The organism is Chelatococcus asaccharovorans (assembly GCF_003201475.1).
GTDB lineage: Bacteria > Pseudomonadota > Alphaproteobacteria > Rhizobiales > Beijerinckiaceae > Chelatococcus > Chelatococcus asaccharovorans.
This window is the reverse complement of the sequence record NZ_QJJK01000005.1, coordinates 166,554-187,687: the sequence shown is the minus strand read 5'-3', so window position 1 is coordinate 187,687 and position 21,134 is coordinate 166,554. Positions and strand designations below refer to the sequence as shown.

Below are 21,134 nucleotides of genomic sequence, written 5' to 3'. Positions count from 1 at the left end.
CAGGATCATTCCCGTTTGAACCCGGTGCTCGCCGCCATGAGGTCGCGGGTATAGGCAGTGCCGATCTGGCGGGCCGCGAGAGCCTGCGCGGAGAGTTCCTCGACCGCCTGCCCCTTCTGCATGACGAGGAGCCGCTCGCACATATGCGTGACGACGGCGAGATCATGACTGACCAGCACATAGGTCAGTTGGCGCTCGCGCCTCAGCTGTTCCAGCAGGTTGAGCACCTCCGCCTGGACCGAGGCGTCCAGGGCGGAGGTCGGCTCGTCGAGCAGGAGAACCTTGGGCTCCAGCAACAGGGCACGCGCAATGGCGACGCGCTGGCGCTGGCCGCCGGAGAGCTGATGCGGATAGCGGAAACGGAAGCCCTTGCCGAGCCCAACCTCGTCCAGGGCGCGGGCAATGCGCCGCTCGCCGTCGCCGATGCCGTGGATGGCAAGCGGCTCGGCGAGCGTCCTGTCGACCGTCTGCCGCGGATGCAGCGATCCGTAAGGGTCCTGGAACACCATCTGGACATGGCGATAGAACGCCTTGCTCCGCGGCGTCGCGAGCGGCTTGCCGTCCAGCAGAATTTCGCCGCCACTTGATGGGGCGAGGCCGACGATGGCCCGCAGCACCGTGGATTTGCCGGAGCCGGATTCGCCGACGAGACCGAAGGACGAGCCGGCCGAGACATTGAAGGAGACGTCGTCGACGGCGGCGAAGTCCTCGAAATAGATGGTGAGGTTGTTGACGGCGAGAGCGTCGGTCATTCCGCCCACTCCGGCCGCCGGTCGAGCACGGGCAGGGGGTGGCGGTCCTCGCCGATCTTCGGCAGGCAATTGATGAGGCCGCGCGTATAGGGATGCGTCGCGTCGTTGAGGCGGTTCGCCGCGACCTCCTCGACGATCCGCCCGCGATACATCACGAGGACACGGTCGCAGAAGGATGAGACGAGCCGCAGATCGTGCGAGATGAAGATCAGCCCCATCCCGCGCTCGCTCACCAGCCGGTCGAGAATGGCGAGCACCTGCAGCTGCACGGTGACGTCGAGCGCGGACGTCGGCTCGTCGGCGATCAAGAGCTCGGGGTCGGCGATCAGCATCATGGCGATCATGGCGCGCTGGCCCATGCCACCGGATACCTCGTGCGGGTAGAGTCCGAAGATGCGGGCGGGATCACGGATCTGCACCGCCTCCAGCATGTCCAGCGCGCGGTCGCGCGCAACCGCGCGCGTCACATTGCTGTGGGCGCGCAAGGTCTCGGTGATCTGCTGGCCGATGGTCATGACCGGGTTCAGCGAATATTTCGGATCCTGCAGGATCATGGCGATGCGTTCGCCGCGAAAACTACGTCGCTCGCGGGCTGACAACTGCATCAGATCCGTTCCGGCGAAGGCGAGGCGCCTGGCGGTGATCCGAGCATGGGGCGGCGTCAGCCCCATGATGGCGCGGCCGGTCTGGGACTTTCCCGAGCCGGATTCGCCGACGATGCCCAGTCTTTCGCGCCCCAGGGTGAACGAGACCCCGCGCACGGCTTCCACCGGGCCGTTGCGGCTGGGGAAACTCACCCGCAGATCCTCGACCTCGAGGAGAGGCTTGCTGAGGCGCGCATCCGTTGCGTGGCTTTCGCCCATGGCTCGGAGGCTCATTGGTCTGACGCCTTGGGATCGAGCGTATCGCGCAGGCCGTCGCCGAGGAGGTTGAAGCCGAGGCTGACGATGAAGATCGCGGCGCCCGGCGCGGCGGCCACCCACCACTGGTCCAGCACGAAGCGCCGGCCCGAGGCGATCATCGCGCCCCATTCCGGGAGCGGCGGCTGAGCGCCTAGACCGAGGAAGCCGAGGCCGGCGGCGGTGAGGATGATGCCGGCCATGTCCAGCGTGACGCGAATGATCAGGGAGGACACGCAGAGCGGCATGATGTGGCGCAGCACGATACGCCAGGGCGAGGCGCCCATCAGTTTCACGGCGGATATGTACTCGCTGGAGCGGATGGTCAGCGTCTCGGCCCGCGCGATGCGCGCATAGGGCGGCCATGAGGTGATGGCGATGGCGATGACGGCATTCTCGATGCCCGGCCCGAGCGCGGCCACGAAGGCCAGTGCCAGGATGAGCTTCGGAAAGGCGAGGAAGATGTCGGTGATGCGCATCAGGATGGCATCGAGATAGCCGCCGGCATAGCCGGCCACCGTGCCGACGACGAGGCCGATGGGCGCCGCGATGATGGCGACCAGCACGACGACGAACAGCGTGATGCGTGAGCCGTAGACCACGCGCGAGAAGATGTCGCGCGCCTGATCGTCGGTCCCGAAGAGATGGGCGGCACTCGGCGGCAAGAGCCTTTCCGTGCGCAGGTCGCCGCCTTCCACCGGGGAATAGGGGGCGATGACATTGGCGAAGGCCGCCACCAGGACGAGCCCGAGGACGATTGCCAAGCCGACCATGGCGAGCTTGTTCGTCGTGAAACGCTGCCAGCCGGCGTAGGCGCGACCGAGGCGCGCCTGCCTGCGCGAGGCCGGTCGATCGCTCAAGAGCCATGCCCGCCAATGCTGGGGCTGAGCCATGTCGGTCATCGGATCTCCACCGGGGTGGCGTGCGGTTGGACGCTCAGTCTCATCGCCGTTTCATCATCTCCGTTTCGTTCTGGGATCGAGGAAGCGGTAAAGCAGGTCCGACAGGAGGTTCAGCCCGATGAAGACCGAGCCGACGACGATGGTGCCGCCGAGCACGGCGTTCATGTCGGCGTTCTGCAGGGAGTTGGTGATGTAGAGCCCGAGGCCTGGCCAGGCGAAGACGGATTCCGTCAGGACGGATCCCTCGAGCAGGCCGGCATAGGAGAGGACGATCACCGTCACCAGCGGCACAGCGGCGTTGCGCAGCGCATGACGCCAGATGACGCGCGATTCCGAAATGCCTTTGGCGCGCGCCGCGACGATATATTCCTGGCCGAGCTCGTTCAGCATAAAGGAACGCGTCATGCGGCTGATATAGGCCAGCGAGAAATAGCCGAGCAGCGCCGAGGGCAGGATGAGATGGCCCGCCACATTGCGGAAGGCATCCCATTCTCCCGCCATGGCGGTGTCGAGGAGCAGGATGCCGGTCACCGGCGTGATGGTGTATTCGTAGATGATGTCGAAGCGGCCGGGGCCGTCCGTCCAGCCCAGACGGGCGTAGAAGACGAGCAAGGCCATCAGACCGAGCCAGAAGATCGGTACGGAATAGCCGACCAGCCCGATGACGCGCACGATCTGGTCGACGAGGCTGTCGCGCTTCACCGCAGCGAGCACGCCGAGCGGAATGCCAAACACCGCGCCGATGAGGGTGCCGAGGGTCGCGAGTTCCAGCGTCGCCGGGAAGACGCGCCGGATATCGTCGATCACGCGGTTCGACGTCAGCACCGACGTGCCGAGGTCGCCCGTGAGCACGTTGCGCACATAGATTGCGAACTGCTCGATGAGCGGCTTGTTGAGGCCGAGCTCCTCCCGCGTGCGTTCGACCACATGCGTCGGTGCGCGATCACCGACGATGGCGAGTACGGGATCGACGGGGATGACCCGGCCGATGAAGAAGGTGACGGCCAGGAGACCCAGATAGGTCAGGACAACGATCACGAGGAAGCGGCCGATGCCGGAGGCAGCCGCAAGCGAGCGCGATCTGGCGCGGGGGCGGCCGGGCTTGATGTCACCCGGCCGGTGCGTCTCAACGACGGCCATGACGAGCCGTCAGCTCTTCGAGGCCTTGAAGGTGTAGGTCGTGTCGGAGGTCGGCCCGAGCTTGAAATCCTTGACGTCCTTGCGAACGCCGGCCGTCTCGATCATCTGGAAGATGATGACATAGGGGCTCGTCGCGAGGACGTCCTTCTGCATGTCCTTGTAGAGCTGCGCGCGCTTCTCGGTGTCGCGTTCCAGCACGGCCGCGTCGGCCTTCTTCGTCAATTCCGGGATATTCCAATCGTTGCGCCAAGCCAGGGTTTTCGAGGAGGCGTTGTCGGAGTTGTCGGGATTGCGGGCGAAGGTGTCGGCGTTCGTGTGGGGGTCCCAATAGTCCGCACCCCACTGGCCGATATAGAGATCGTGATTGCGCGCGCGGTATTTCGTCAGCGTCTGCTTGCCGTCGCCCGGGATGATCTCCATCTTGATGCCGGCTTGTGCGAAGCTGCGCTGCACGGCTTCGGCGATGCCCGTCACCGGCTGGTTGTTGCGCACGTCCATGGTGATGGTGAAGCCATCCTTCAGGCCTGCCTTCGCCAGGAGTTCCTTCGCCTTGGCGACATCGAGCTTGTAGGGCTTCTCGTCGGAGGCGCCGAGCAGGCCCTTTGGCAGGAAGGTCTGGTGGATCTCGCCGATGCCCTTGATGAAGGTCTGGCCAATCGCGTCATAGTCGACGAGATATTTCATCGCCTCGCGAACCTCGGGCTTGGCCAGGGTCGGGTTCTTCTGGTTGAGGCTGAAGTAGTAGATCGTGCCCTTCGGCGTGTTGGTGACCGCCACATCGGCGTTCTTTGAGACGGCCTCGATATCGCCCGGCTCCAGGTTGCGCGCGACGTCCACGTCGCCCTTTTCCAGGAGCAGACGCTGCGTGGCGCTCTCCTTCACATGGCGGTAGATGACGCGCGGCAGCTTGGATTTCTCGCCGTAGTAGTTGTCGTTGCGCTCCATGGCGAGGATTTCGTTCGCCCGCCAGTCGCGGATCTTGAGCGGACCGGACCCGGCGTAATGGGTCTTCAGCCAGCCATAGCCCATGTCGCCGTCCTTGGCGTTGGCCTCGACGAGCTTCTTGTCGACGATCGCCGAGACGTTGGCGGTGAGGCAGTTCAGGACGAAGCTCGGCGCATAGGGCTTGTCGGTTTCGAGCGTCACCGTGAGGTCATCGACCTTCTTGACCTTGCCATCGACGTTGTCCTTCGACCAGCCGAGCTGGGTCAGGATGAAGGCCGGCGTCTTGTCGAGCTTGACGGCCCGCTGCAGCGAATAGACGACGTCATCGGCCGTCAGCGGGTTGCCGGATGCAAATTTCAGATTCGGCTTCAGCTTGAAGGTATAGAGCTTGCCGTCGTCGGAGACTGTCCAGGATGAGGCGATGTCACCATAAAGCTTTGACGGGTCGTTGATATCGAAACGGACGAGACGATCATAGGTATTGCCCATGATCTCGCCGGCGCTGATCTCGAAGGCCTCGGCCGGGTCGAGCGTGATGATGTCATCGATCGCCCAGGCCAGCACCAGCGTGTCCTTGGGCGTTGCGGCCGCAACCGGCGACGCGCTGGCCAGCAGCCCCGCCGGGACGCCTACCAAGAGGCCTGCCATGGCGCCGGCCATCGCGGCGCCTTTCCAGTTCTTGCGCATCATGATCATAATATTCCCCTCGCTTTGACGATGGTCGCCTCGCCGCATCGAATATCAATGCCGTCTGCGTGGGTTGTCAAAGACGATCGCGGACAATCTGTCCTGGCTGTTGCGCTCAAAATGATGACGCCTGCCAGCCGGATGGCGGAGCTATACTGGAATATCGCTCACTCTTCGCCGCTGTCCTTGGGTATATCGTCAAAACAATTCGCAAATACGGCAGTTATCAACGCTTTAGCGAGGCGCTGAGCTATTGTTCTTAATACTAAAGCCTAATGCACGTTCGCTTTAATACATCCGATGCATGCTTACGACCCATGCAACTGTTCTGATGCGATCGTAACCGTTGGCGCATCGTTGTCAAACGGTACGCGGCGCGCGGTGGAAATGATGATTGGCATTGCGCATGCGAGGAGAAGTGCTCCAACACTGCGTGAAACGGCCCTTCGCTTGAAACGACTGATGAACAAAGAGATCGCGCGTTTTCGTGCCTGCCGCGGGATGTATCGCCTGCCAGGGCGGCATGCAGAGACCGTCGTGATCAGGAGCGGCGCTGGGGCGGTTTCGCGGGCGCGGCTGGCGGGGCAACGCAGGCCGATCGCCTCTTTGCCTCCGATGCCGCGAGCAGCTGGTGAAGCGCGCTGTCGCCGGCTGCGAAGCCCGTACCATCGATCATGCAAGCCAGGGTGTCGGCATCGATGGGGCGGTCGGTCGTTCCGCAGGCCCAGCCTGATATCGTCATGCCTCTGTCGAAGCTGCGATTACGGAACACCAGGCAGTCCCGGCGCAGCTTACCGTTCGTCAGGATGCCGTTGGCAATTTCCGCAGGCCCGAATTTCGTCGAGCGGGCCACCGGAACATCCGTGCGGATGACGCCGATGCCGGCTTCGGCCGCCTGGCGAGCGGCATCGACGAAGAAGGTGGGAGCGATCTGTGCTTCCTCACCCTGCCGGTAGAAGGCAATGAACAGATAGGGACCGCTGACGAAACGTCCGAAGATGGCGATGTCGCGCTGGCCACCGAGCCCGTGCTGCCAGGTTTCATAGGAAATCTCGACGCCCTTCAGCGATGCGGCCGGATTGATCACGGTGACCGCCGGTTTCACGACGCGGACCCATATGGGGAGCGCCTTGCCCAGCGCATCGACCGCCGGCGTCGGTTTCAACGTGTAGTCTTGCGGATCTCTGCGTTCCTCCTGGGCGTCGGGCGCGACGGGCTGGTCGAGCAGTTGATGGGTGACGAGCGCCCCGGTGATGGCGGCCAGAAGGCCAAGCGCGATCAGCCCCCCATTGACGCGATTGCGCGCGGCGGCCTTGATCGGGTTACGCCGTCCAGAGCCGGCACGCAGGTGGACGCGGGGATGATGCGGCGTTGCTATCCGCTCGGGTCTTGCGCCTTGGGCGCTGCTGCCTTGGGCGCTGCGGCCTTGGGCGTTGCGATCTTGGATGTTGCGGCCTTGGATGTTGCGGCCTTGGGCGTTGCTGCCCGTGCCTTTGGACGCAGCGTGTTTACCGGCGATGGCGTCGGCCAGTCGGGTGAATTCCGAATCCTCGTCCCAATTCGTATCGCCGTAACGAGAATTCATAGCGTAACCGAAATCCGTTGCTGTTGGTCCAGACGCCATAGCCAAGGGTGACTGCCCACTCATGCCATATCGACGCGACGACTTTGGACCCTCAACGTTGTTCACCCCCTATTGGTGCCCGCTTTTTGTCGCGGAGGGTGAACAAATGATTGCGGATAATCAGATATGGATTGAGCGCTTCACCCCGTTCGGACGCCAGTGGCATGTTATGCAATCGACTTGCGATTCCGTGCCGCACGCCTGGCCCTTTCGCATCTGCCCCCTTGACAGAAGCCTCCGTCTGATGTTGCTCACTCACCGGACTTGAGCTGGATTGCGACGGAACACGCCATGGTGGCGCTTCACACCACGACGAAACGGAAAACCGTCACGACGGTCGCCAAAGCGACCGGCTGAGCCTCCGCTCGTTCCCCGTTCTCTCTCCCGCGGGGCGAGAGGGCGGTGCCCCAGGGCGCCGATAGGTGACGGGGAGAGAAGCGCAACAGGAGATGATGATGGGGTTCAAGGTCGCCGTGGTCGGCGCCACGGGCAATGTGGGCCGTGAGATGTTGGAGATCCTCGCCGATCGGGCCTTTCCCGCCGACGAGGTTGTCGCTCTCGCTTCCCGTCGCAGCATCGGTCAGGAGGTCTCCTTCGGCGACAGGACGCTGAAGGTCAAGGATCTCGAGACCTACGATTTCTCCGATGTCGACATCTGCCTGATGTCGGCCGGCGGTGCCGTGTCGAAGGAATGGTCGCCCAAGATCGGCGCAAAGGCCGCTGTCGTCATCGACAATTCCTCGACCTGGCGCATGGATCCGGACGTGCCACTGGTGGTGCCCGAGGTGAATGCCGATGCGGTCGCCGGCTTCACCAAGAAGAACATCATCGCCAATCCCAACTGCTCGACGGCGCAGCTCGTGGTGGCGCTTAAGCCCCTTCACGACCACGCGGTGATCAAGCGCGTTGTGGTGGCGACCTACCAATCCGTGTCGGGCGCCGGCAAGGACGGGATGGATGAACTGTTCAACCAGACCCGTTCCATCTTCACCGCCGGCGAGCTCAAGACCACCAAGTTCACCAAGCGCATCGCCTTCAACCTGATCCCCCACATCGACGTGTTCATGGAGGACGGGTACACGAAGGAAGAGTGGAAGATGGTCGCGGAGACCAAGAAGATCCTCGATCCGAAGATCAAGCTCACGGCTACCGCCGTGCGGGTTCCGGTGTTCATCTCCCATTCGGAAGCGGTCAATATCGAGTTCGAAAAGCCGATCACCGCCGATGAGGCGCGCGAGATCCTGCGTTCGGCGCCGGGCTGCGTCGTCATCGACAAGCACGAGGACGGCGGCTACATCACCCCGCATGAGGCGGCCGGCGAGGACGCGACCTATATCTCGCGCATTCGCGAGGATGGCACGGTGGAGAACGGCCTTGCCATGTGGGTTGTGGCGGACAACCTGCGCAAGGGCGCAGCACTCAACGCGGTGCAGATTGCCGAGGCGCTCGTGAACCGCAAGCTGATCAAGCCCAAGGCCAAGGCGGCGTAAAATTCCGCCACCGGGCTGTCATGAGAAAAGCGCGGCGTGATGGCCGCGCTTTTGTTTTTTGGAGTCCCTCTCCGGGCGGGCGGGACAGGTCTAACGGCAGTCGAACAGCGAAGCCCGGCCCGGATGGCCGGGTATGGCGGCCTCGAAGACGCCGGTTGCCGGGTCCCGTACGAGCAACTGGCCGCTCGCCACCCCGAAATAGGCGCCGTGCAACTGCAGGCGGCCCTGGTTCACCAGGATTTCGATGCACGGGAAGGTCATGAGATTGGCGAGGCTCATCTCGATGGCGGCGTGTTCGAGCTTCGTCAGGTAAGTGCTGCGGTCGCCGGCGGGATGGCCGAGCTTGACGGCGGCGGGCTCGATCAAGGCCATCCATTTGCCGATGAAGTTGCCCGGTGACAGGGGTTCGGCATCGTCGGCGAAGGCACGGATGCCGCCGCAGCTCGCATGGCCGAGCACGACGATATGCTTGACTTTCAACGCCTGCACGGCGAATTCGAGCGCGGCGCTGGTGCCGTGGAAGTCGCCGTCCGTCTCGTAGGGCGGCACCAGATTGGCGACGTTGCGGGCGACGAAGAGTTCGCCCGGGCTTGCGTCGAAGATCACTTCCGGCGAGACGCGTGAATCGCAACAGCCGATGACCATGACCTCCGGTTTCTGACCCTTTTCCGCCAGTTGCTTGTAGCGGCTCCGCTCGCCGGGAAAACGGCCATCGAGGAAAGCCCGATAGCCAGCCGTCAGTCGTTCCGGAAACATTCTCGTCTCCCTGTTACGCAAACCGCGATGCCGGCCTGCGACCGGCATCGGTGCAAGCCCGGCTCAGTGCCGGAAATGGCGATGGCGGGTGAAGACCATCGCCAGGCCGGCCGCATCGGCCGCCTTGATCACCTCATCGTCGCGCATCGAGCCGCCAGGCTGAATGACAGCGGTGGCGCCCGCCTCGGCCGCTGCCAACAGCCCGTCGGCGAAGGGGAAGAAGGCGTCGGACGCGACCACCGAGCCCTCGGCCAGGGACCGCGGCAATCCGGCGGTGCGGGCTGCCTCGGCCGCCTTCCAGGCCGCGATTCGCGAGGAATCGACGCGGCTCATCTGCCCGGCGCCGACGCCCACGGTCGCGCCGCCCTTGGCGTAAACGATGGCGTTGGATTTTACATGCTTGGCAACGCGGAAGGCGAAGATAAGGTCCGCGCGTTCGGCCTCCGTCGGCGCACGCTTCGTCACAACCTCGAGCGGCATGTCGTCGATGACGGCATTGTCGCGGGCCTGGACGAGGAAACCGCCGGCCACGGTTTTGAAACCGAGGCCGGGCGCGCGCGGATCCGGTAGCCCGCCGGTCAGGAGGAGCCGCAGGTTCTTCCTTGCGGCGACCAGCGCAATGGCCTCCTCGGTCGCGTCGGGGGCGATGATCACCTCGGTGAAGATCTCGACGATCTTGCGGGCCGCGTCGGCGTCAAGGGTCTGGTTGAGGGCGACGATGCCGCCGTAGGCGGAAACCGGATCGCAGGCCAGCGCTTTCTCATAGGCTTCGCGCAGCGAGGCGCCTTCCGCCACGCCGCAGGGGTTGGCGTGTTTCACGATCACCACCGCGGAGGTGCGCGCGGGGTCGAATTCCGCGACGCATTCGAATGCGGCGTCGGTGTCGTTGATGTTGTTGTAGGAGAGCTGCTTGCCTTGGAGCTGGCGGGCGGTCGCCACGCCGGGGCGGACCTCCGCTGTGCGATAGAACGCTCCCGACTGATGGGGGTTCTCGCCGTAGCGCATCGGCTGGATCAGCGAACCGCCCAGCGCACGGAACGCCGGCGTCTCCTCGCCGATCTCACGGGCCAGCCAGTTGGAGATAGCCGCGTCATAGCTTGCGGTGCGGGCATAGGCCTTCTGCGCAAGGCGGCGGCGTAGCGGCAGGGTCGTGGAGCCGTCGTGGGCCGTGAGCTCCGCAATGATCGCACCATAGTCGGACGGCTCGACGACGACGGCCACATCCGCATGGTTCTTGGCGGCGGCGCGGATCATGGCGGGTCCGCCGATATCGATGTTCTCGACACAATCGTCGAAGGAGCCGCCGCGCGCGAGCGTCGCCTCGAAGGGGTAGAGGTTGACCACGAGGAGATCGATGGTCGCGATGCCGTGGGCCAGGAGGGCCGCCTGGTGGGACGGGTTCTCACGGATGGCGAGAAGCCCGCCATGGACAGCGGGGTGAAGGGTCTTCACGCGGCCATCCATCATCTCGGGGAAGCCCGTGACATCGGATACTTCCTTGACCGGCAGGCCGGCCTCGGTGATGGCTTTGAATGTGCCGCCGGTCGAAATCAGCGAGACGCCAAGTTCGACAAGGCTGCGGGCAAAATCGACGAGGCCGGTCTTGTCCGAAACCGATAAAAGGGCGCGTGTCAGAGGCTTTGGATGTTCGAGCATCGGCTTCCGTCGAAAATGTCGCTGCGGTCCACCTTATGCGTGGATGCGTCGCGGATTAGCACGAAAGCGATGTTCGGCAAAAGCGGCTGCATCGACGCGGGTGCCGCATCTGACCCGTGGGATGCTGTCCCTTGGAAATCGTCCCTTGGAAGCGGTCCCTTGGAAACTATCCCTTGGAAACTATCCCTTGGAAATGGCTCCCTGGCGAAGGCCAACGGGCTTCAGCTGTCACCCGCCGTGGACCTGTGGCCGAGGTGGAGAAAGCGCCAGCGTACGCTCCGCGTCGAGCTGACGTCTATGGTCACGACAATTTGTGCCGTCCGCCTGATGCCGTCGGACGCGGCGAAAAAGACGCTTTCTTCGAGACTGAGCTCGCCGGCGTCCACCTCGAAGCTCCAGCAATCCTGGTTCGGCAAGACCAGGAAAATCCCGGGGCCGTCGGCAATGCGCGATGCGCGCACCGAAGGATGCAGATGGAAGCGCAGCGTCGCCTCAGTCCCTGGGGGCGTCGGGCGCTCTTCCGAAATGAAGCTGTCCTCGCCTTCGAGCCTGTCGCCGTGGCTGCCCAGATCGAGCCGGCGCTCGTGGATGAGGCCGAAGCGGGCGAGATAGCCATCGTGGGAGGCCTTGAGGCTGAGCCCGTCCGGCATGGTCTCGCGCGTCGCCGCGACGTGACGGGGGCCCGACAGCACTGGAGTGCCGATGAAGCGGCCGAGCCATCGGCCGATCGTGCCGGCGCTGGTCGTGCCTGCGAAATGGCATGAGGAGACGTCGCCGATGGTGACGGTCGAATGGGCGGCGGTGGACCGCGCGGCGACTGTCGACTGGCCTGTGCCGGGGCGCGGCGCCCCACAATTGACGACGAGGCGAAACGCGTTGACGGACATCTCGAAAGACAGGCAGCCGGCGTGAGCCTCGTGCGAGAATTCGGCGGGAGGCGGGCCGCCGACGTCCATCAGCACGATCGTTTCGCCGGCCTCGAGGCGCTCGTAACCCGAGTGGGGCGCATGTTCCATCGCCTTGGCGCGTACGTCGTCATAGGCGAGCAAGGTCGCGACAAGGTCTGGCTGGGTGAGGCCCATGCCGTTGAACAGGCCGAGCGACCCTTCCCCATGCCGGAACATGCGCAGCACCGGCATCATCCGGTCGATAGCGCCGATGAGACCGGGCGGCGGCTCGGCGCCGCGCGCGGCATAGGTCTGGCTCAGCGGCAAGAGATCGGTCAGCAGTTCCACCACGAGGCGGGGATTGCGGCTGATATGGCCGCCGTCCGGCAGGACCTGACGGTTCAGTTCGTCGGTCAGGAGGCGATTGGCCTGACGCAACACGCGGCCCGGAGCGTTCAGACAGAGCCCGACATAGGCGAGCGCGATGGCCGCGATGAGCCTGTCGTTGCCGCGCAGCCCACCGGCGACGGAGAGTTGGAGCTGCCCTGCCGTGCGCCCCAGGGTCCGCGTGAAGCGCCGATAGAAATTGCGGTCGGCGCCATCCAGCACAAGAGGCGAGTGATCGAGCAGCGAAATCAACCGACGCGCGGCCACGCGCGGCCGGATTGCGATGCCGCGCCGGGACGAAGCGTGATTGAAGAAATCATCGACCAGGGCGCGCGCGTTGGCCCGGGACAGCGCCGAATCCGCGGCCCGGAGATGGCGGAGCCAGCCGAATCCGTAGAGCGCCTCGGCCCAGGCGCGGCTCGGCGGGGTCTCGTTGAAGGGGGAGGATCCGCGCGTGTTAACGACCCGGCCGGCAAGGGCGTAGTAGCCGGAGTAGATATCGCCGGCCACCGTCGGATCAGCGGTGCGCAGGTCCTGTGGCACAATGAGAATGCGGTCGGGAACAAACCGGTGCAGGGAGAACACGCTGCGCCAGGTGCTGGCCGCGCAATAGCGCAGCCGCCGCCAGGCTTCGCCAAGGGCGAGGCCATAGAGACGCCAACGGTCGGTTCCTTGAGCCACGACCGCTTTGGTCCTCTGTACTCCAGCTCTCCTCACGGCGACCGCGTCCACTCATCCCGTCCCGTATCGTCCGACCGGCCGATGCGTATGACCGCTCAATGCGCCAGCATCGTTACCAAACGGCGAAGATAGCGGGCAGAAGTTAACGTTTCAGTTGATCTCCGCCGGGGTGGCGCGCCGCAAGCGGGCGGCATAAAAACCATCGAGACCGTCGAGGATGGTTCCATCGGCCAGGGGAATGCTTGCGCTCGGCAGGCTGCGGAGATCACCGTCGCGGGTCACGAGATCGCCAAGACCCCCGAGTTCGGCTGCCGTGATCGCCTCACGATGGAAGTCCGGGTGCCGGGCAAGGAATGCGCTGATCTGCAATTCGCCTTCCTCGGGCTCGAGCGAGCAGGTGCAATAGACCAGAACGCCACCGCGCTTCACAAGGCCAGCGGCATGGTCGAGGAGTTGGAACTGGATGGCGGCGAGGGCCGGGATATCGTCCGGGCGCTTCGTCCAGGCGACATCGGGATGGCGGCGGATGGTGCCGGTCGCGCTGCACGGGGCATCCAGCAGCACCGCATCGGCGGGTGCGTGGTCAAGGCTGCCGACGTCGGCCCGGAGGCACGTCACGGCGAGCTTGAGCCGATGCATATTGGCCTTGAGGCGGTCGAGCCTGGCTTCGGCCCTGTCCACGGCGGTCACTTTGGCGCCGGCCGCCGCAAGCTGGGCCGTCTTGCCGCCGGGCGCCGCGCAGAGATCGAGGACCGTCTCACCAGGTTTGACCTTCAGGAGCTTCGCCGGAAGCGCCGCCGCTGCGTCTTGCACCCACCAGGCGCCTTCGCCGTAGCCGGGGAGGTCGACGACGGGCGTCCGCGCCGTCAGGCGGATCGACCCCGTCGGCAGGAGGATGCCGCCGAGCTGTTCCGCCCAGGAAGGCGCGTCGGCCTTGACGGTGATGTCGACCGAGGGCTCGCGTCCGTGGGCGCTGGCGATCTGCCGTGCTGTCGCCTCGCCATAGGCGTCGCTCCAGCGGGCGCGCAGCCAGGGCGGGGTGTCGATGTCGAAGGGATCTGACGTTGCCAGGATGGCGTCACGGTCGGCCGCGATGCGGCGCAGCACGGCATTGACCAGCTTGGCATAGGGGAAGGCGCGGCTGTCGCGGCGAGCAAGGTCGACAGCGGTTGTGACCGCCGCATGGTCTGGCACGTCGAGAAGGAGAAGTTGAGCCGCCCCGACGAGCAGGATGGCTTCCAATGCGCCGGAGTTGCGCGGCAGGCCCTTCTGCAGGCGCTCACCGATCGCCTGGCGCAAGGTGCCGAGACGGCGCAGGGCCGCTGTTGTGATGGCGCGGGCCAGCGCCCTGTCGCGCGGATCGAGCTCCGTGCCGGCCGGTCCGCTGCCGGCCGGTTTTTTGTCGCGCGCCGTGCCACGGCGGCCGGCGCCACTCTCGAAGAGATCGTCCAGGCCCTCGCTATGCCCGAGGATACGCGTGAGCGCGACCGCCGCCATGCGGCGCGCGGCGAGGCCGGGTGGATCATCCCGCCGTGAGCGGCCGCGGTGCGCGGGAACAGAGGGTTTCAACTGGGCCGATCCCCGGTGGCAGGATCTGTCATGGATTGAACTCTGAGGAGACGATTGAACGCTGAGGAGGACCTTGGGCGGCAGGGGGCGGTGCGATACCTGCAGGCGGGAGATGCCGGAAGCGCACCAAATCATGCCATCCGCACGCCTTTTCCGCGAAGCGGCGGCGTTTGTCGACCTTTAATCGCGGGACGTGGTTTGCCGGCCCCGGGATCAACCCCAGGGACCGCGCGGACGCGCCGCGTTGCCCCAAGGGCCGGCGGCACGCCCGGCGCCCCCGAGGAAGGAGGATGAGCGCTGCGGCGATATCCCCATGGCGCGCGCAATCTGCTCGAGCGCCGCTATGCGGTTCTCCGTGGCCGGGTGGGTCGAGAACAGGTTGTCCATCGCCCGTCCCGACAAGGGATTGATGATGAAGAGCGGTGCGGTCGCCGGGTGCCTTTCGGCATCCTCATTCGGGATATGGACAACGCCTTGTGAAATCTTGGCGAGGGCGGTCGATAGCCATAGAGGGTTGCCGCAGAATTCCGCCCCCATCCGATCGGCCTCATATTCCCGCGAGCGGCTGACGGCCATCTGGATGATCATGGCGGCGATGGGCGCCAGCACGACGAGCAGGATGGTGCCGATGGTCCCAAGCCCGTTGTTGTTGCGGTTGCCGCCGCCGAAGAAAAGCCCGAACTGGGCGATTGACGAGATGGCGCCGGCGATCGTCGCCGAGATGGTCATCGTCAAGGTATCGTGATTCTTGATATGCGCGAGCTCGTGGGCAATGACGCCGGCCAGTTCCTCACGGCTCAGAAGGCGTATGAGGCCGGTTGTGGCCGCCACGGCGGCATTCTCCGGATTGCGGCCGGTCGCGAAGGCGTTGGGCTGGGGATTGTCGATGATATAGACACGCGGCATCGGCAGCCCCGCACGCTCGGCAAGCTGGCGGACCATGCCGACAAATTCGGGCGCGGCGCGCTCGTCCACTTCCTGGGCGTTGTAGGCGGCGAGCGCCAGCCTGTCCGAATTCCAGTAGCTGAACAGATTCATGCCCGCGGCGAGCGCCAGCGCGATGAGAAGACCTGCGGCGCCGCCGATGAGATAGCCGACGACACCGAACAGCGCTGTCAGTGCCGCGAGCAGCATTCCGGTCTTCAGATAGTTCATCCCAGTCCTCCACCGACCGCCCGGTTCCCCTAAAGGCCCGCCGCTGGTCCCGATCCCTGCTTGACTATGGCGTCCATAGGATCGTGGCCTATATGTGGAGAAGGGTAGGCCTGCCCTTCAAGTGCGCGGAACGCCTGTGAATGGAGTAATTCTCGTGACGACTGCCGATATGTTTCCCCCGCCCGGCCCGGATGCCGCCCCAAATGGACCCGAGGCCCCCCGCAAACCCTTGACGCCGGCAGCGCAGCGTGCGCTGGCCGAGGCCGCGGAGCGCCGCGCGGCGATCGATGCCCGCGCTGCGGAACTGGCGTCGCAGCGCGAGATCAACGGACGCAACGGGCCGGAGCCCGTGCGCTATAACGATTGGGAAGTCAAAGGCATTGCCAGCGACTTCTGAGGCCCGTTCTCACGTCTTGGTGCGGTTGCGGATCATCAGGGTGTCGAAGGCATATTCGTTGACCTGCCACCAGAGATAGTTCTCGGTGCGGAAGGCGATCATCGAATCCAGCGCCTTCTTGAACAGGGGGTTCTTGGCAGCCATCTCGCCGTAAAGCTGGTGGGCCGCGGTCCAGGCGGAATCGAGCACCGGATTCGGGAAGAACCGCAACTCGGTCCCGGTCCCGATGAGGCGCTTCAGCGCCGGGCCGTTGAAGGCGTCATATTTCGCGAGCATCCAGTTGGTCGAGGCATCGGCGGCCTGACGCATGATCGCTTGATAGTGCTTGGGCAGCGCGTTCCACTTGTCACGGTTGACAACCATGTGGAGCATCGCGCCGCCCTCCCAGAAGCCGGGCGCGTAATAATACTTCGCCACCTTCGCGAAGCCGAGCTTCTCGTCGTCGTAGGGACTGACGAATTCGGCGGCGTCGATGGTGCCACGCTCGAGCGCGGGGTAGATATCGCCGCCGGCGATCTGCTGGGGCACCACCCCGAGGCGCGCCAGCACGTCGCCGCCCAAACCTCCAATGCGGAACTTCAGGCCTTTCCAGTCCTCCGGCGTGTTGATCTCCTTACGGAACCAACCGCCCATTTGGGTTCCGGATTGACCGCATGGGAAGCCTACGACGTTGAACTTAGCCAGGGCTTCGTCCATCAGCGCATTGCCGCCGCCGTTGAGCAGCCAGGCATATTGGAGGCGCGAATTGAAGCTGAAGGGCACGCCCGTGCCGAAGGCGAGCGCGGTCTCCTTGCCGGTGTAGAAATAGATGGGCGTGTGGGCACATTCGACGGTGCCGTTTTGCGCTGCGTCCAAGGCCTGCAGCGCAGGCACGATCTCGCCGGGACCGAAGCACTGGATCTGGAATTGTCCGTCGGTCGCTTCGCCGACCAGTTTCGCGAACATTTCCGCGTTGCCGAACAGGGCGTCGAGCGGCTTCGGGAAGCTCGACGTCATACGCCACTTGATGGCCGGTGACGACTGCGCAATGGCGGGCATGGCCACACCTGCGGCGGCCACCGTACCGGCCGCGACAGCGCCGGGGGCACCCTTCAGGAAATCACGACGCTTCATCCGGCATCCTCCCAGGAGATTTATTGAGGCATGGGCCGTCGGCCCGCCGGCTTAATAGTGCGTCATCGCGGCCGTTGGCAAATACAAGATGAGCCCGAGCGTTATCTTTGTCGCGACGCGTGTTGCGCGCCCTCCTTCCGTGCACCGCGCCCGACTACGCACATTGCGACCAATCTTGCACGTATGACGACGCTGCGGTCGGTAACTGTTCAATTTGTCATTTATGTATATTATAAAAATGTAAATCCAAGCGGTGCTGTTGAGCAATGTTTGTCGAAAGCAGCTGTAATCTCACTGCGAATGCTCTGGGGCGGCATGTTTATGCATGGACGCTCGCCAATGATCGTCCCACGCCGGGCGTCGACACCTGCGTGATATCAAGCCACGGTGTGCGTTTCCAAGGTAGTTCCTTTGTGCGGCTGGATGTGGATCTGGTGTTCTACGGACCGGAAGGCGCTTCGCTCGTCGAGCCGATCAGTACGGATATCGTCGGCGTGCTGACGGGCGCCTACGCGCCCTACGAGACACGAAGCGGAGGGCGCTATCCCGACTATTTTCTCAGTAAGTACCAAGGTCGGTACGAAACCTATGACATGCTGCGCAACCTTCCCCTCCAAGTTGCCTATCGCTATTCCATCCGGCCGCCGGACGCGTCGCCTCCCATGAGACCCCATCCGGCGGTGATCGATCGGATGCGCGACACGGATTGTGAGGATTACCAGCGCCTCGTCGAGCGATGGGGAGTGTGGAACATGGACGTCATCACCGTGAGACACCGCTATCCAAAGCTGGCAATGAGATTATCGACCCTGCTGCAGATCCTGTATGATCACGGTTACCGCTACCGGACGATCCATTGCGATTTCTGCCGCAGCCCGCTGTGGCTCTTCGGCGCGCCGGTCTATTCACCGGAGCGACGCTATACCTATTGACCGTAACGGGATTGGGATGGCACGGGCTGCCAATGTCGGATTGAACAGTCTAATGTCGCGCGCGAACGGAATAGGAATGCGCGATGACGAGTGACACGACGGCGGATAACGGCGGGGACAAGCGTCTCGTTGCCGTGAAACGCGTGCTGCGGCAGGCGGCGGACCATATCAACGCCGATTTCGGCATCCGGCTGTGGGACGGCGACGTCATTGCGCTTGGTCCCAACGCCCGCACCGATCTGCTTGTGGCCTTGAACAGCCCGGCTGTCGTGAGCCGGCTGATCCGCCGCCCGCGCCTCGCCACGCTGATCGATCTCGCCGCGGCCGGCGACGTGGACATCGTCGGCGGGACGCTGCTCGATCTCGCGGCACGGCGCGGCGGCGGCACCAAAGGCATCTGGAAGAAGATCAGCAAGTTCTCCCTGGCGCGGGCGCTTTGGCCGTTCCTGTTTTCGGCGAAAGCCGATGCCGCGGCCACGCCGCTCAGGAGCGAGGCTTATCAGGGCCAGCAGATCGACAAGGACGCGGGCGGACGTGACAACAAGGCCCTGGTGCAGTTCCACTACGACCTGTCGAATGCCTTTTACCAGCTCTTCCTCGACCCGGAGATGCAGTATTCCTGCGGCTATTTCCCCACCTGGGGGAGCTCGTTGGAGGATGCGCAGCGCGCCAAGCTCGACATGATCTGCCGCAAGCTCAGGCTCAAGCCCGGCGAGCGCTTCCTCGACATCGGCTGCGGCTGGGGCGGGCTCGTCTGCCATGCCGCACAACACTACGGGGTCGAGGCCCATGGCGTGACCCTGTCGGAGGCGCAGCTTGCCTTCACCAGGGAGAAGATCGCCCGTCTCGGCCTCGAGGGGCGTGTTCATGTCGAGCTGCGCGACTATCGAGAGGTGACGGGGACCTTTGACAAGATTGCGTCGATCGGCATGTTCGAGCATGTCGGCCTCGACAATCACGCGGCCTATTTTACGAAGCTGCGTGAGCTGCTCAAGCCGCGCGGCATCCTGCTCAATCACGCAATCACGCGCCCGGCCAAGAAGAGCGCGCGCGCCTTTCGCCGGAAGCGGCCGGAATATGCGGCGATCGTCAATTACATCTTCCCCGGGTCAGAGCTCGACCATATCGGCGGGTCCGTCTCCAGCCTGGAGCGGCACGGCTTCGAGATTCACGACGTGGAGGCGTGGCGCGAGCATTATGCGCTGACCACGCGGCGCTGGTGCGAGCGTCTCTATGCCGCGCGCGAGGCCGCCATCCGCGAGGTCGGCGACGCCAAGACACGGCTTTGGCTGCTTTATCTCGCGGGCGTTTCACTTGGCTTCGAGCGTGGCACCATCGGCATTTTCCAGACGGTCGCGACGCGTCGTGCGCGCGGCCTCTCCGGCTTGCCGCCGACGCGGGCCGACCTTTACGCTGACGGGGATGTCACGGGACAACGGTGACCGGCGTACCCACACGCACGCGCTGATAAAGGTCGATGATGTCCTCGTTGAGCATGCGGATGCAACCGTAGCTGGCATAGCTGCCGATGCTGCGGCGCATGCGACGCGTGGTCCCGTGGATGGCGTAGAGATCGCCCGAAAGGGTCAGGGCGCGCGCACCCATGGGGTTGTCGGGAGCGCCGCCGGCAATGTAGTCGGGAAGCCTTGGATTGTCGCGCTTCACGTCCGGCGGCGGCATCCAGGCCGGCTCGATATATTTGCCATCGATGTGCACCGTGCCATGCCATTGCTTGTCTGGCCGCGCGACGGCGACGGGGTAACGGATGGCCTGGCCACCGTCCAGCACGAGATAGAGCTTGCGCTCGCGCATGCGTATCACCACCGAGCCCGGTGGCGGGCCGGCGAACGGTGCGAGGCTGGGCGCCGCGATCGCATCCGTCGATAGTGCTGTGGTGGCCGACGTCAAGCCGAGGATGGGCAGTCCAACCATGGGCAGCCCAAGGACGGGCAGGCGAAGGGCACGCCGTCGTGTCCAGCCGCGGGGTCGCGAGAACTCTTCACCCATGATCCCTTCCCATCACGCATCGGTCTTGCGGTGAAGGGCATTCAACAAGGGCTGCGCTGAAGTAATCCTTGCGGACGATCAGGAATACTGTTTTTGACGGGCGCGGTGATGCACTAATTGCAATCAGATTTAATAAATCTGAAATGCCGTGGCTATCAGCGCGGCTTTATCCGGAGCTTCGGAGTCTTACGTCTGGCGGTGCCGGATGAGATGCGAAAGCAAAAGCGGCTGCCCGCGTGACGGAACAGCCGCTCTCCCGAAAGTCGTTGATTGATATAAATATGCCTGTGTCGGCAGACAGAGGCCCTGTCAGCGCAAGCTCGAAGGCAGGCGGCGCTTCCAGCGCTGACCTGGCGGCAGAGCGGCGGTCGCCTGATTGCGGCGACGGCGCACGACGGAAGCACTGACCTCACGACGGGGGACCGCGTCGCCAAGTGGCTGGATGTCCAGCGCCGTGTCCATCGTGTCCAGGGTTTCGTCATCCCCGCTCGAGTCATCGTCACCCAGATTATCCAGGGGCAAGGCGAAAGCGGATGAGGGCTTGGGGGCCTTCGGCGCGGAGGCCTTCGCCTTGCGCCGCGGCTTTGCCTTGGATGGCGGCGCTGCCTCCTCCGATGGCCACTGGCCGGTGAAGAGATCGCTCGCACCCTTCGGCTCGGACGGTGCGACGCTCTCGTCAACCGCTGGCTTTACGGGCCAGCCAATCGCAGGCGCCGCATCCTCGATGCTGTCCGGCTTCGCGCGTTCGGCAAAAGCCTCCTGCGAAAGCGGGTCGTCCCAGAGGCCGGCAAGGGAGGGGCGTATCGTGGTGGGACGATGCTCCTCCGTTGAGGGCTCACGCGCGGCAGGAGTCTCCGGCCCGGTCGGGGCTTTTGCGGAGATTTTGCGCGCCGGGCGTGGTGCTGTTCGCGGTGCGAAAACGTCGTCGTCGTTGCCCGCATCATCCGATTCGCGGTGATCGGCTGCCGCGATACGCTCGAGAACCGGTGATTCCTCGGCGAGAAGGCTCGGCAAAACGCGTGGCGCGGAGCCAGTGCTGCCGGATTGTTGGGGCGCTTGCGTCGGTGACTTCTTGAAGAGGCCTTCAAGACTTGCCGATGTTACGCCAGCGCTTTTGGTTGGCGCTTCCGCATCATGAAAAAGGGATGAAGATCC

General features: G+C 64.4%; 18 protein-coding genes. 4 read left to right on the top strand and 14 right to left on the bottom strand.

Going from position 1 to position 21,134, the window contains the following annotated elements:
- Positions 1-5: 5 nt before the first annotated feature.
- The 6 genes from C7450_RS13070 to C7450_RS13045 all read right to left on the bottom strand — a co-directional run bounded on the left by C7450_RS13070 (position 6) and on the right by C7450_RS13045 (position 6,910).
- A complete protein-coding gene (locus C7450_RS13070; RefSeq protein WP_110374892.1) occupies positions 6-752 on the bottom strand; it encodes an ABC transporter ATP-binding protein in 747 nt (248 codons plus the stop codon).
- Positions 749-1,630 (bottom strand): ABC transporter ATP-binding protein, encoded by an 882-nt coding sequence (locus C7450_RS13065; RefSeq protein ID WP_245449690.1) that lies wholly within the window; start codon positions 1,628-1,630, stop codon positions 749-751. The genes C7450_RS13070 and C7450_RS13065 overlap by 4 nt, the downstream gene beginning before the upstream one ends.
- Positions 1,627-2,553, bottom strand: coding sequence for an ABC transporter permease (locus tag C7450_RS13060; protein ID WP_170147235.1), 927 nt, complete (start codon positions 2,551-2,553; stop codon positions 1,627-1,629). Before C7450_RS13060 ends, C7450_RS13065 begins: the two co-directional genes overlap by 4 nt.
- Positions 2,554-2,607: 54 nt before the next feature.
- Positions 2,608-3,693 (bottom strand): ABC transporter permease, encoded by a 1,086-nt coding sequence (locus C7450_RS13055; protein WP_110374890.1) that lies wholly within the window; start codon positions 3,691-3,693, stop codon positions 2,608-2,610.
- Positions 3,694-3,702: 9 nt separating this feature from the next.
- Positions 3,703-5,286, bottom strand: a complete 1,584-nt coding sequence (locus C7450_RS13050) for an ABC transporter substrate-binding protein (RefSeq protein ID WP_245449734.1) — start codon at positions 5,284-5,286, stop codon at positions 3,703-3,705.
- Between the two features lie 580 nt (positions 5,287-5,866).
- Positions 5,867-6,910 carry a hypothetical protein gene (locus C7450_RS13045; RefSeq protein WP_110374889.1) on the bottom strand — a complete coding sequence of 348 codons (1,044 nt, stop codon included), beginning with the start codon at positions 6,908-6,910 and terminating at the stop codon, positions 5,867-5,869.
- Between the two features lie 494 nt (positions 6,911-7,404).
- Here C7450_RS13045 and C7450_RS13040 point away from each other — a divergent pair, with 494 nt between their 5' ends.
- The gene (locus C7450_RS13040) at positions 7,405-8,439 is read left to right on the top strand and encodes an aspartate-semialdehyde dehydrogenase (RefSeq protein WP_110374888.1); all 1,035 of its coding nucleotides are present in this window, start codon (positions 7,405-7,407) and stop codon (positions 8,437-8,439) included.
- A gap of 90 nt (positions 8,440-8,529) precedes the next feature.
- On the opposite strand, the gene C7450_RS13035 is transcribed toward C7450_RS13040, so the two are convergent.
- The 5 genes from C7450_RS13035 to htpX all read right to left on the bottom strand — a co-directional run bounded on the left by C7450_RS13035 (position 8,530) and on the right by htpX (position 15,530).
- Positions 8,530-9,195 (bottom strand): carbonic anhydrase, encoded by a 666-nt coding sequence (locus tag C7450_RS13035; protein WP_110374887.1) that lies wholly within the window; start codon positions 9,193-9,195, stop codon positions 8,530-8,532.
- A 63-nt stretch (positions 9,196-9,258) separates the two neighbouring features.
- Complete coding sequence (purH, locus tag C7450_RS13030) at positions 9,259-10,851, bottom strand: bifunctional phosphoribosylaminoimidazolecarboxamide formyltransferase/IMP cyclohydrolase (RefSeq protein ID WP_110374886.1); 1,593 nt, start codon at positions 10,849-10,851, stop codon at positions 9,259-9,261.
- A gap of 221 nt (positions 10,852-11,072) precedes the next feature.
- Positions 11,073-12,806 carry a heparinase II/III family protein gene (locus tag C7450_RS13025; protein ID WP_245449689.1) on the bottom strand — a complete coding sequence of 578 codons (1,734 nt, stop codon included), beginning with the start codon at positions 12,804-12,806 and terminating at the stop codon, positions 11,073-11,075.
- A gap of 150 nt (positions 12,807-12,956) precedes the next feature.
- Positions 12,957-14,375: an RsmB/NOP family class I SAM-dependent RNA methyltransferase gene (locus tag C7450_RS13020; RefSeq protein WP_245449688.1), complete on the bottom strand. Its 1,419-nt coding sequence runs from the start codon at positions 14,373-14,375 to the stop codon at positions 12,957-12,959.
- A gap of 213 nt (positions 14,376-14,588) precedes the next feature.
- Positions 14,589-15,530, bottom strand: coding sequence for a zinc metalloprotease HtpX (gene htpX, locus C7450_RS13015; RefSeq protein WP_110374884.1), 942 nt, complete (start codon positions 15,528-15,530; stop codon positions 14,589-14,591).
- Between the two features lie 169 nt (positions 15,531-15,699).
- Between htpX and C7450_RS13010 the strand changes: the two genes are divergently transcribed.
- Entirely contained in the window at positions 15,700-15,927 is a 228-nt protein-coding gene (locus C7450_RS13010) for a DUF1674 domain-containing protein (RefSeq protein WP_110374883.1), read from the top strand.
- A gap of 9 nt (positions 15,928-15,936) precedes the next feature.
- Here C7450_RS13010 and C7450_RS13005 read toward each other — a convergent pair whose 3' ends face one another.
- Positions 15,937-17,040 carry a TRAP transporter substrate-binding protein gene (locus C7450_RS13005; protein ID WP_110374882.1) on the bottom strand — a complete coding sequence of 368 codons (1,104 nt, stop codon included), beginning with the start codon at positions 17,038-17,040 and terminating at the stop codon, positions 15,937-15,939.
- Positions 17,041-17,306: 266 nt separating this feature from the next.
- On the opposite strand from C7450_RS13005, the gene C7450_RS13000 reads away from it, so the two are divergent.
- Together C7450_RS13000 and C7450_RS12995 are read left to right on the top strand one after the other, a co-directional pair.
- Positions 17,307-17,972 carry a putative adhesin gene (locus tag C7450_RS13000; protein ID WP_110374881.1) on the top strand — a complete coding sequence of 222 codons (666 nt, stop codon included), beginning with the start codon at positions 17,307-17,309 and terminating at the stop codon, positions 17,970-17,972.
- 83 nt (positions 17,973-18,055) lie between these two features.
- A complete protein-coding gene (locus C7450_RS12995; RefSeq protein WP_110374880.1) occupies positions 18,056-19,414 on the top strand; it encodes an SAM-dependent methyltransferase in 1,359 nt (452 codons plus the stop codon).
- Here the strand turns inward: C7450_RS12995 and C7450_RS12990 are convergent.
- Both C7450_RS12990 and C7450_RS12985 read right to left on the bottom strand, forming a co-directional pair.
- Positions 19,398-19,904, bottom strand: a complete 507-nt coding sequence (locus C7450_RS12990) for a L,D-transpeptidase (RefSeq protein WP_110375124.1) — start codon at positions 19,902-19,904, stop codon at positions 19,398-19,400. The two genes, C7450_RS12995 and C7450_RS12990, sit on opposite strands and share 17 nt — an antisense overlap.
- Positions 19,905-20,288: 384 nt before the next feature.
- Positions 20,289-20,993: a hypothetical protein gene (locus tag C7450_RS12985; RefSeq protein WP_110374879.1), complete on the bottom strand. Its 705-nt coding sequence runs from the start codon at positions 20,991-20,993 to the stop codon at positions 20,289-20,291.
- Positions 20,994-21,134 lie beyond the last annotated feature (141 nt).

Coding starts and splice junctions, on each gene's coding strand:
- C7450_RS13035 (WP_110374887.1), bottom strand. CDS start 9,195: ATGTTTCCGGAACGACTGACGGCTGGCTATCGGGCTTTCCTCGATGGC.
- htpX (WP_110374884.1), bottom strand. CDS start 15,530: ATGAACTATCTGAAGACCGGAATGCTGCTCGCGGCACTGACAGCGCTG.
- C7450_RS13060 (WP_170147235.1), bottom strand. CDS start 2,553: ATGACCGACATGGCTCAGCCCCAGCATTGGCGGGCATGGCTCTTGAGC.
- C7450_RS13045 (WP_110374889.1), bottom strand. CDS start 6,910: ATGAATTCTCGTTACGGCGATACGAATTGGGACGAGGATTCGGAATTC.
- C7450_RS13010 (WP_110374883.1), top strand. CDS start 15,700: ATGTTTCCCCCGCCCGGCCCGGATGCCGCCCCAAATGGACCCGAGGCC.
- C7450_RS13065 (WP_245449690.1), bottom strand. CDS start 1,630: ATGAGCCTCCGAGCCATGGGCGAAAGCCACGCAACGGATGCGCGCCTC.
- C7450_RS13070 (WP_110374892.1), bottom strand. CDS start 752: ATGACCGACGCTCTCGCCGTCAACAACCTCACCATCTATTTCGAGGAC.
- C7450_RS12990 (WP_110375124.1), bottom strand. CDS start 19,904: ATGGTTGGACTGCCCATCCTCGGCTTGACGTCGGCCACCACAGCACTA.
- C7450_RS13000 (WP_110374881.1), top strand. CDS start 17,307: ATGTTTGTCGAAAGCAGCTGTAATCTCACTGCGAATGCTCTGGGGCGG.
- C7450_RS13050 (WP_245449734.1), bottom strand. CDS start 5,286: ATGGCAGGCCTCTTGGTAGGCGTCCCGGCGGGGCTGCTGGCCAGCGCG.
- C7450_RS13055 (WP_110374890.1), bottom strand. CDS start 3,693: ATGGCCGTCGTTGAGACGCACCGGCCGGGTGACATCAAGCCCGGCCGC.
- C7450_RS13005 (WP_110374882.1), bottom strand. CDS start 17,040: ATGAAGCGTCGTGATTTCCTGAAGGGTGCCCCCGGCGCTGTCGCGGCC.
- C7450_RS13040 (WP_110374888.1), top strand. CDS start 7,405: ATGGGGTTCAAGGTCGCCGTGGTCGGCGCCACGGGCAATGTGGGCCGT.
- purH (WP_110374886.1), bottom strand. CDS start 10,851: ATGCTCGAACATCCAAAGCCTCTGACACGCGCCCTTTTATCGGTTTCG.
- C7450_RS12995 (WP_110374880.1), top strand. CDS start 18,056: ATGACGAGTGACACGACGGCGGATAACGGCGGGGACAAGCGTCTCGTT.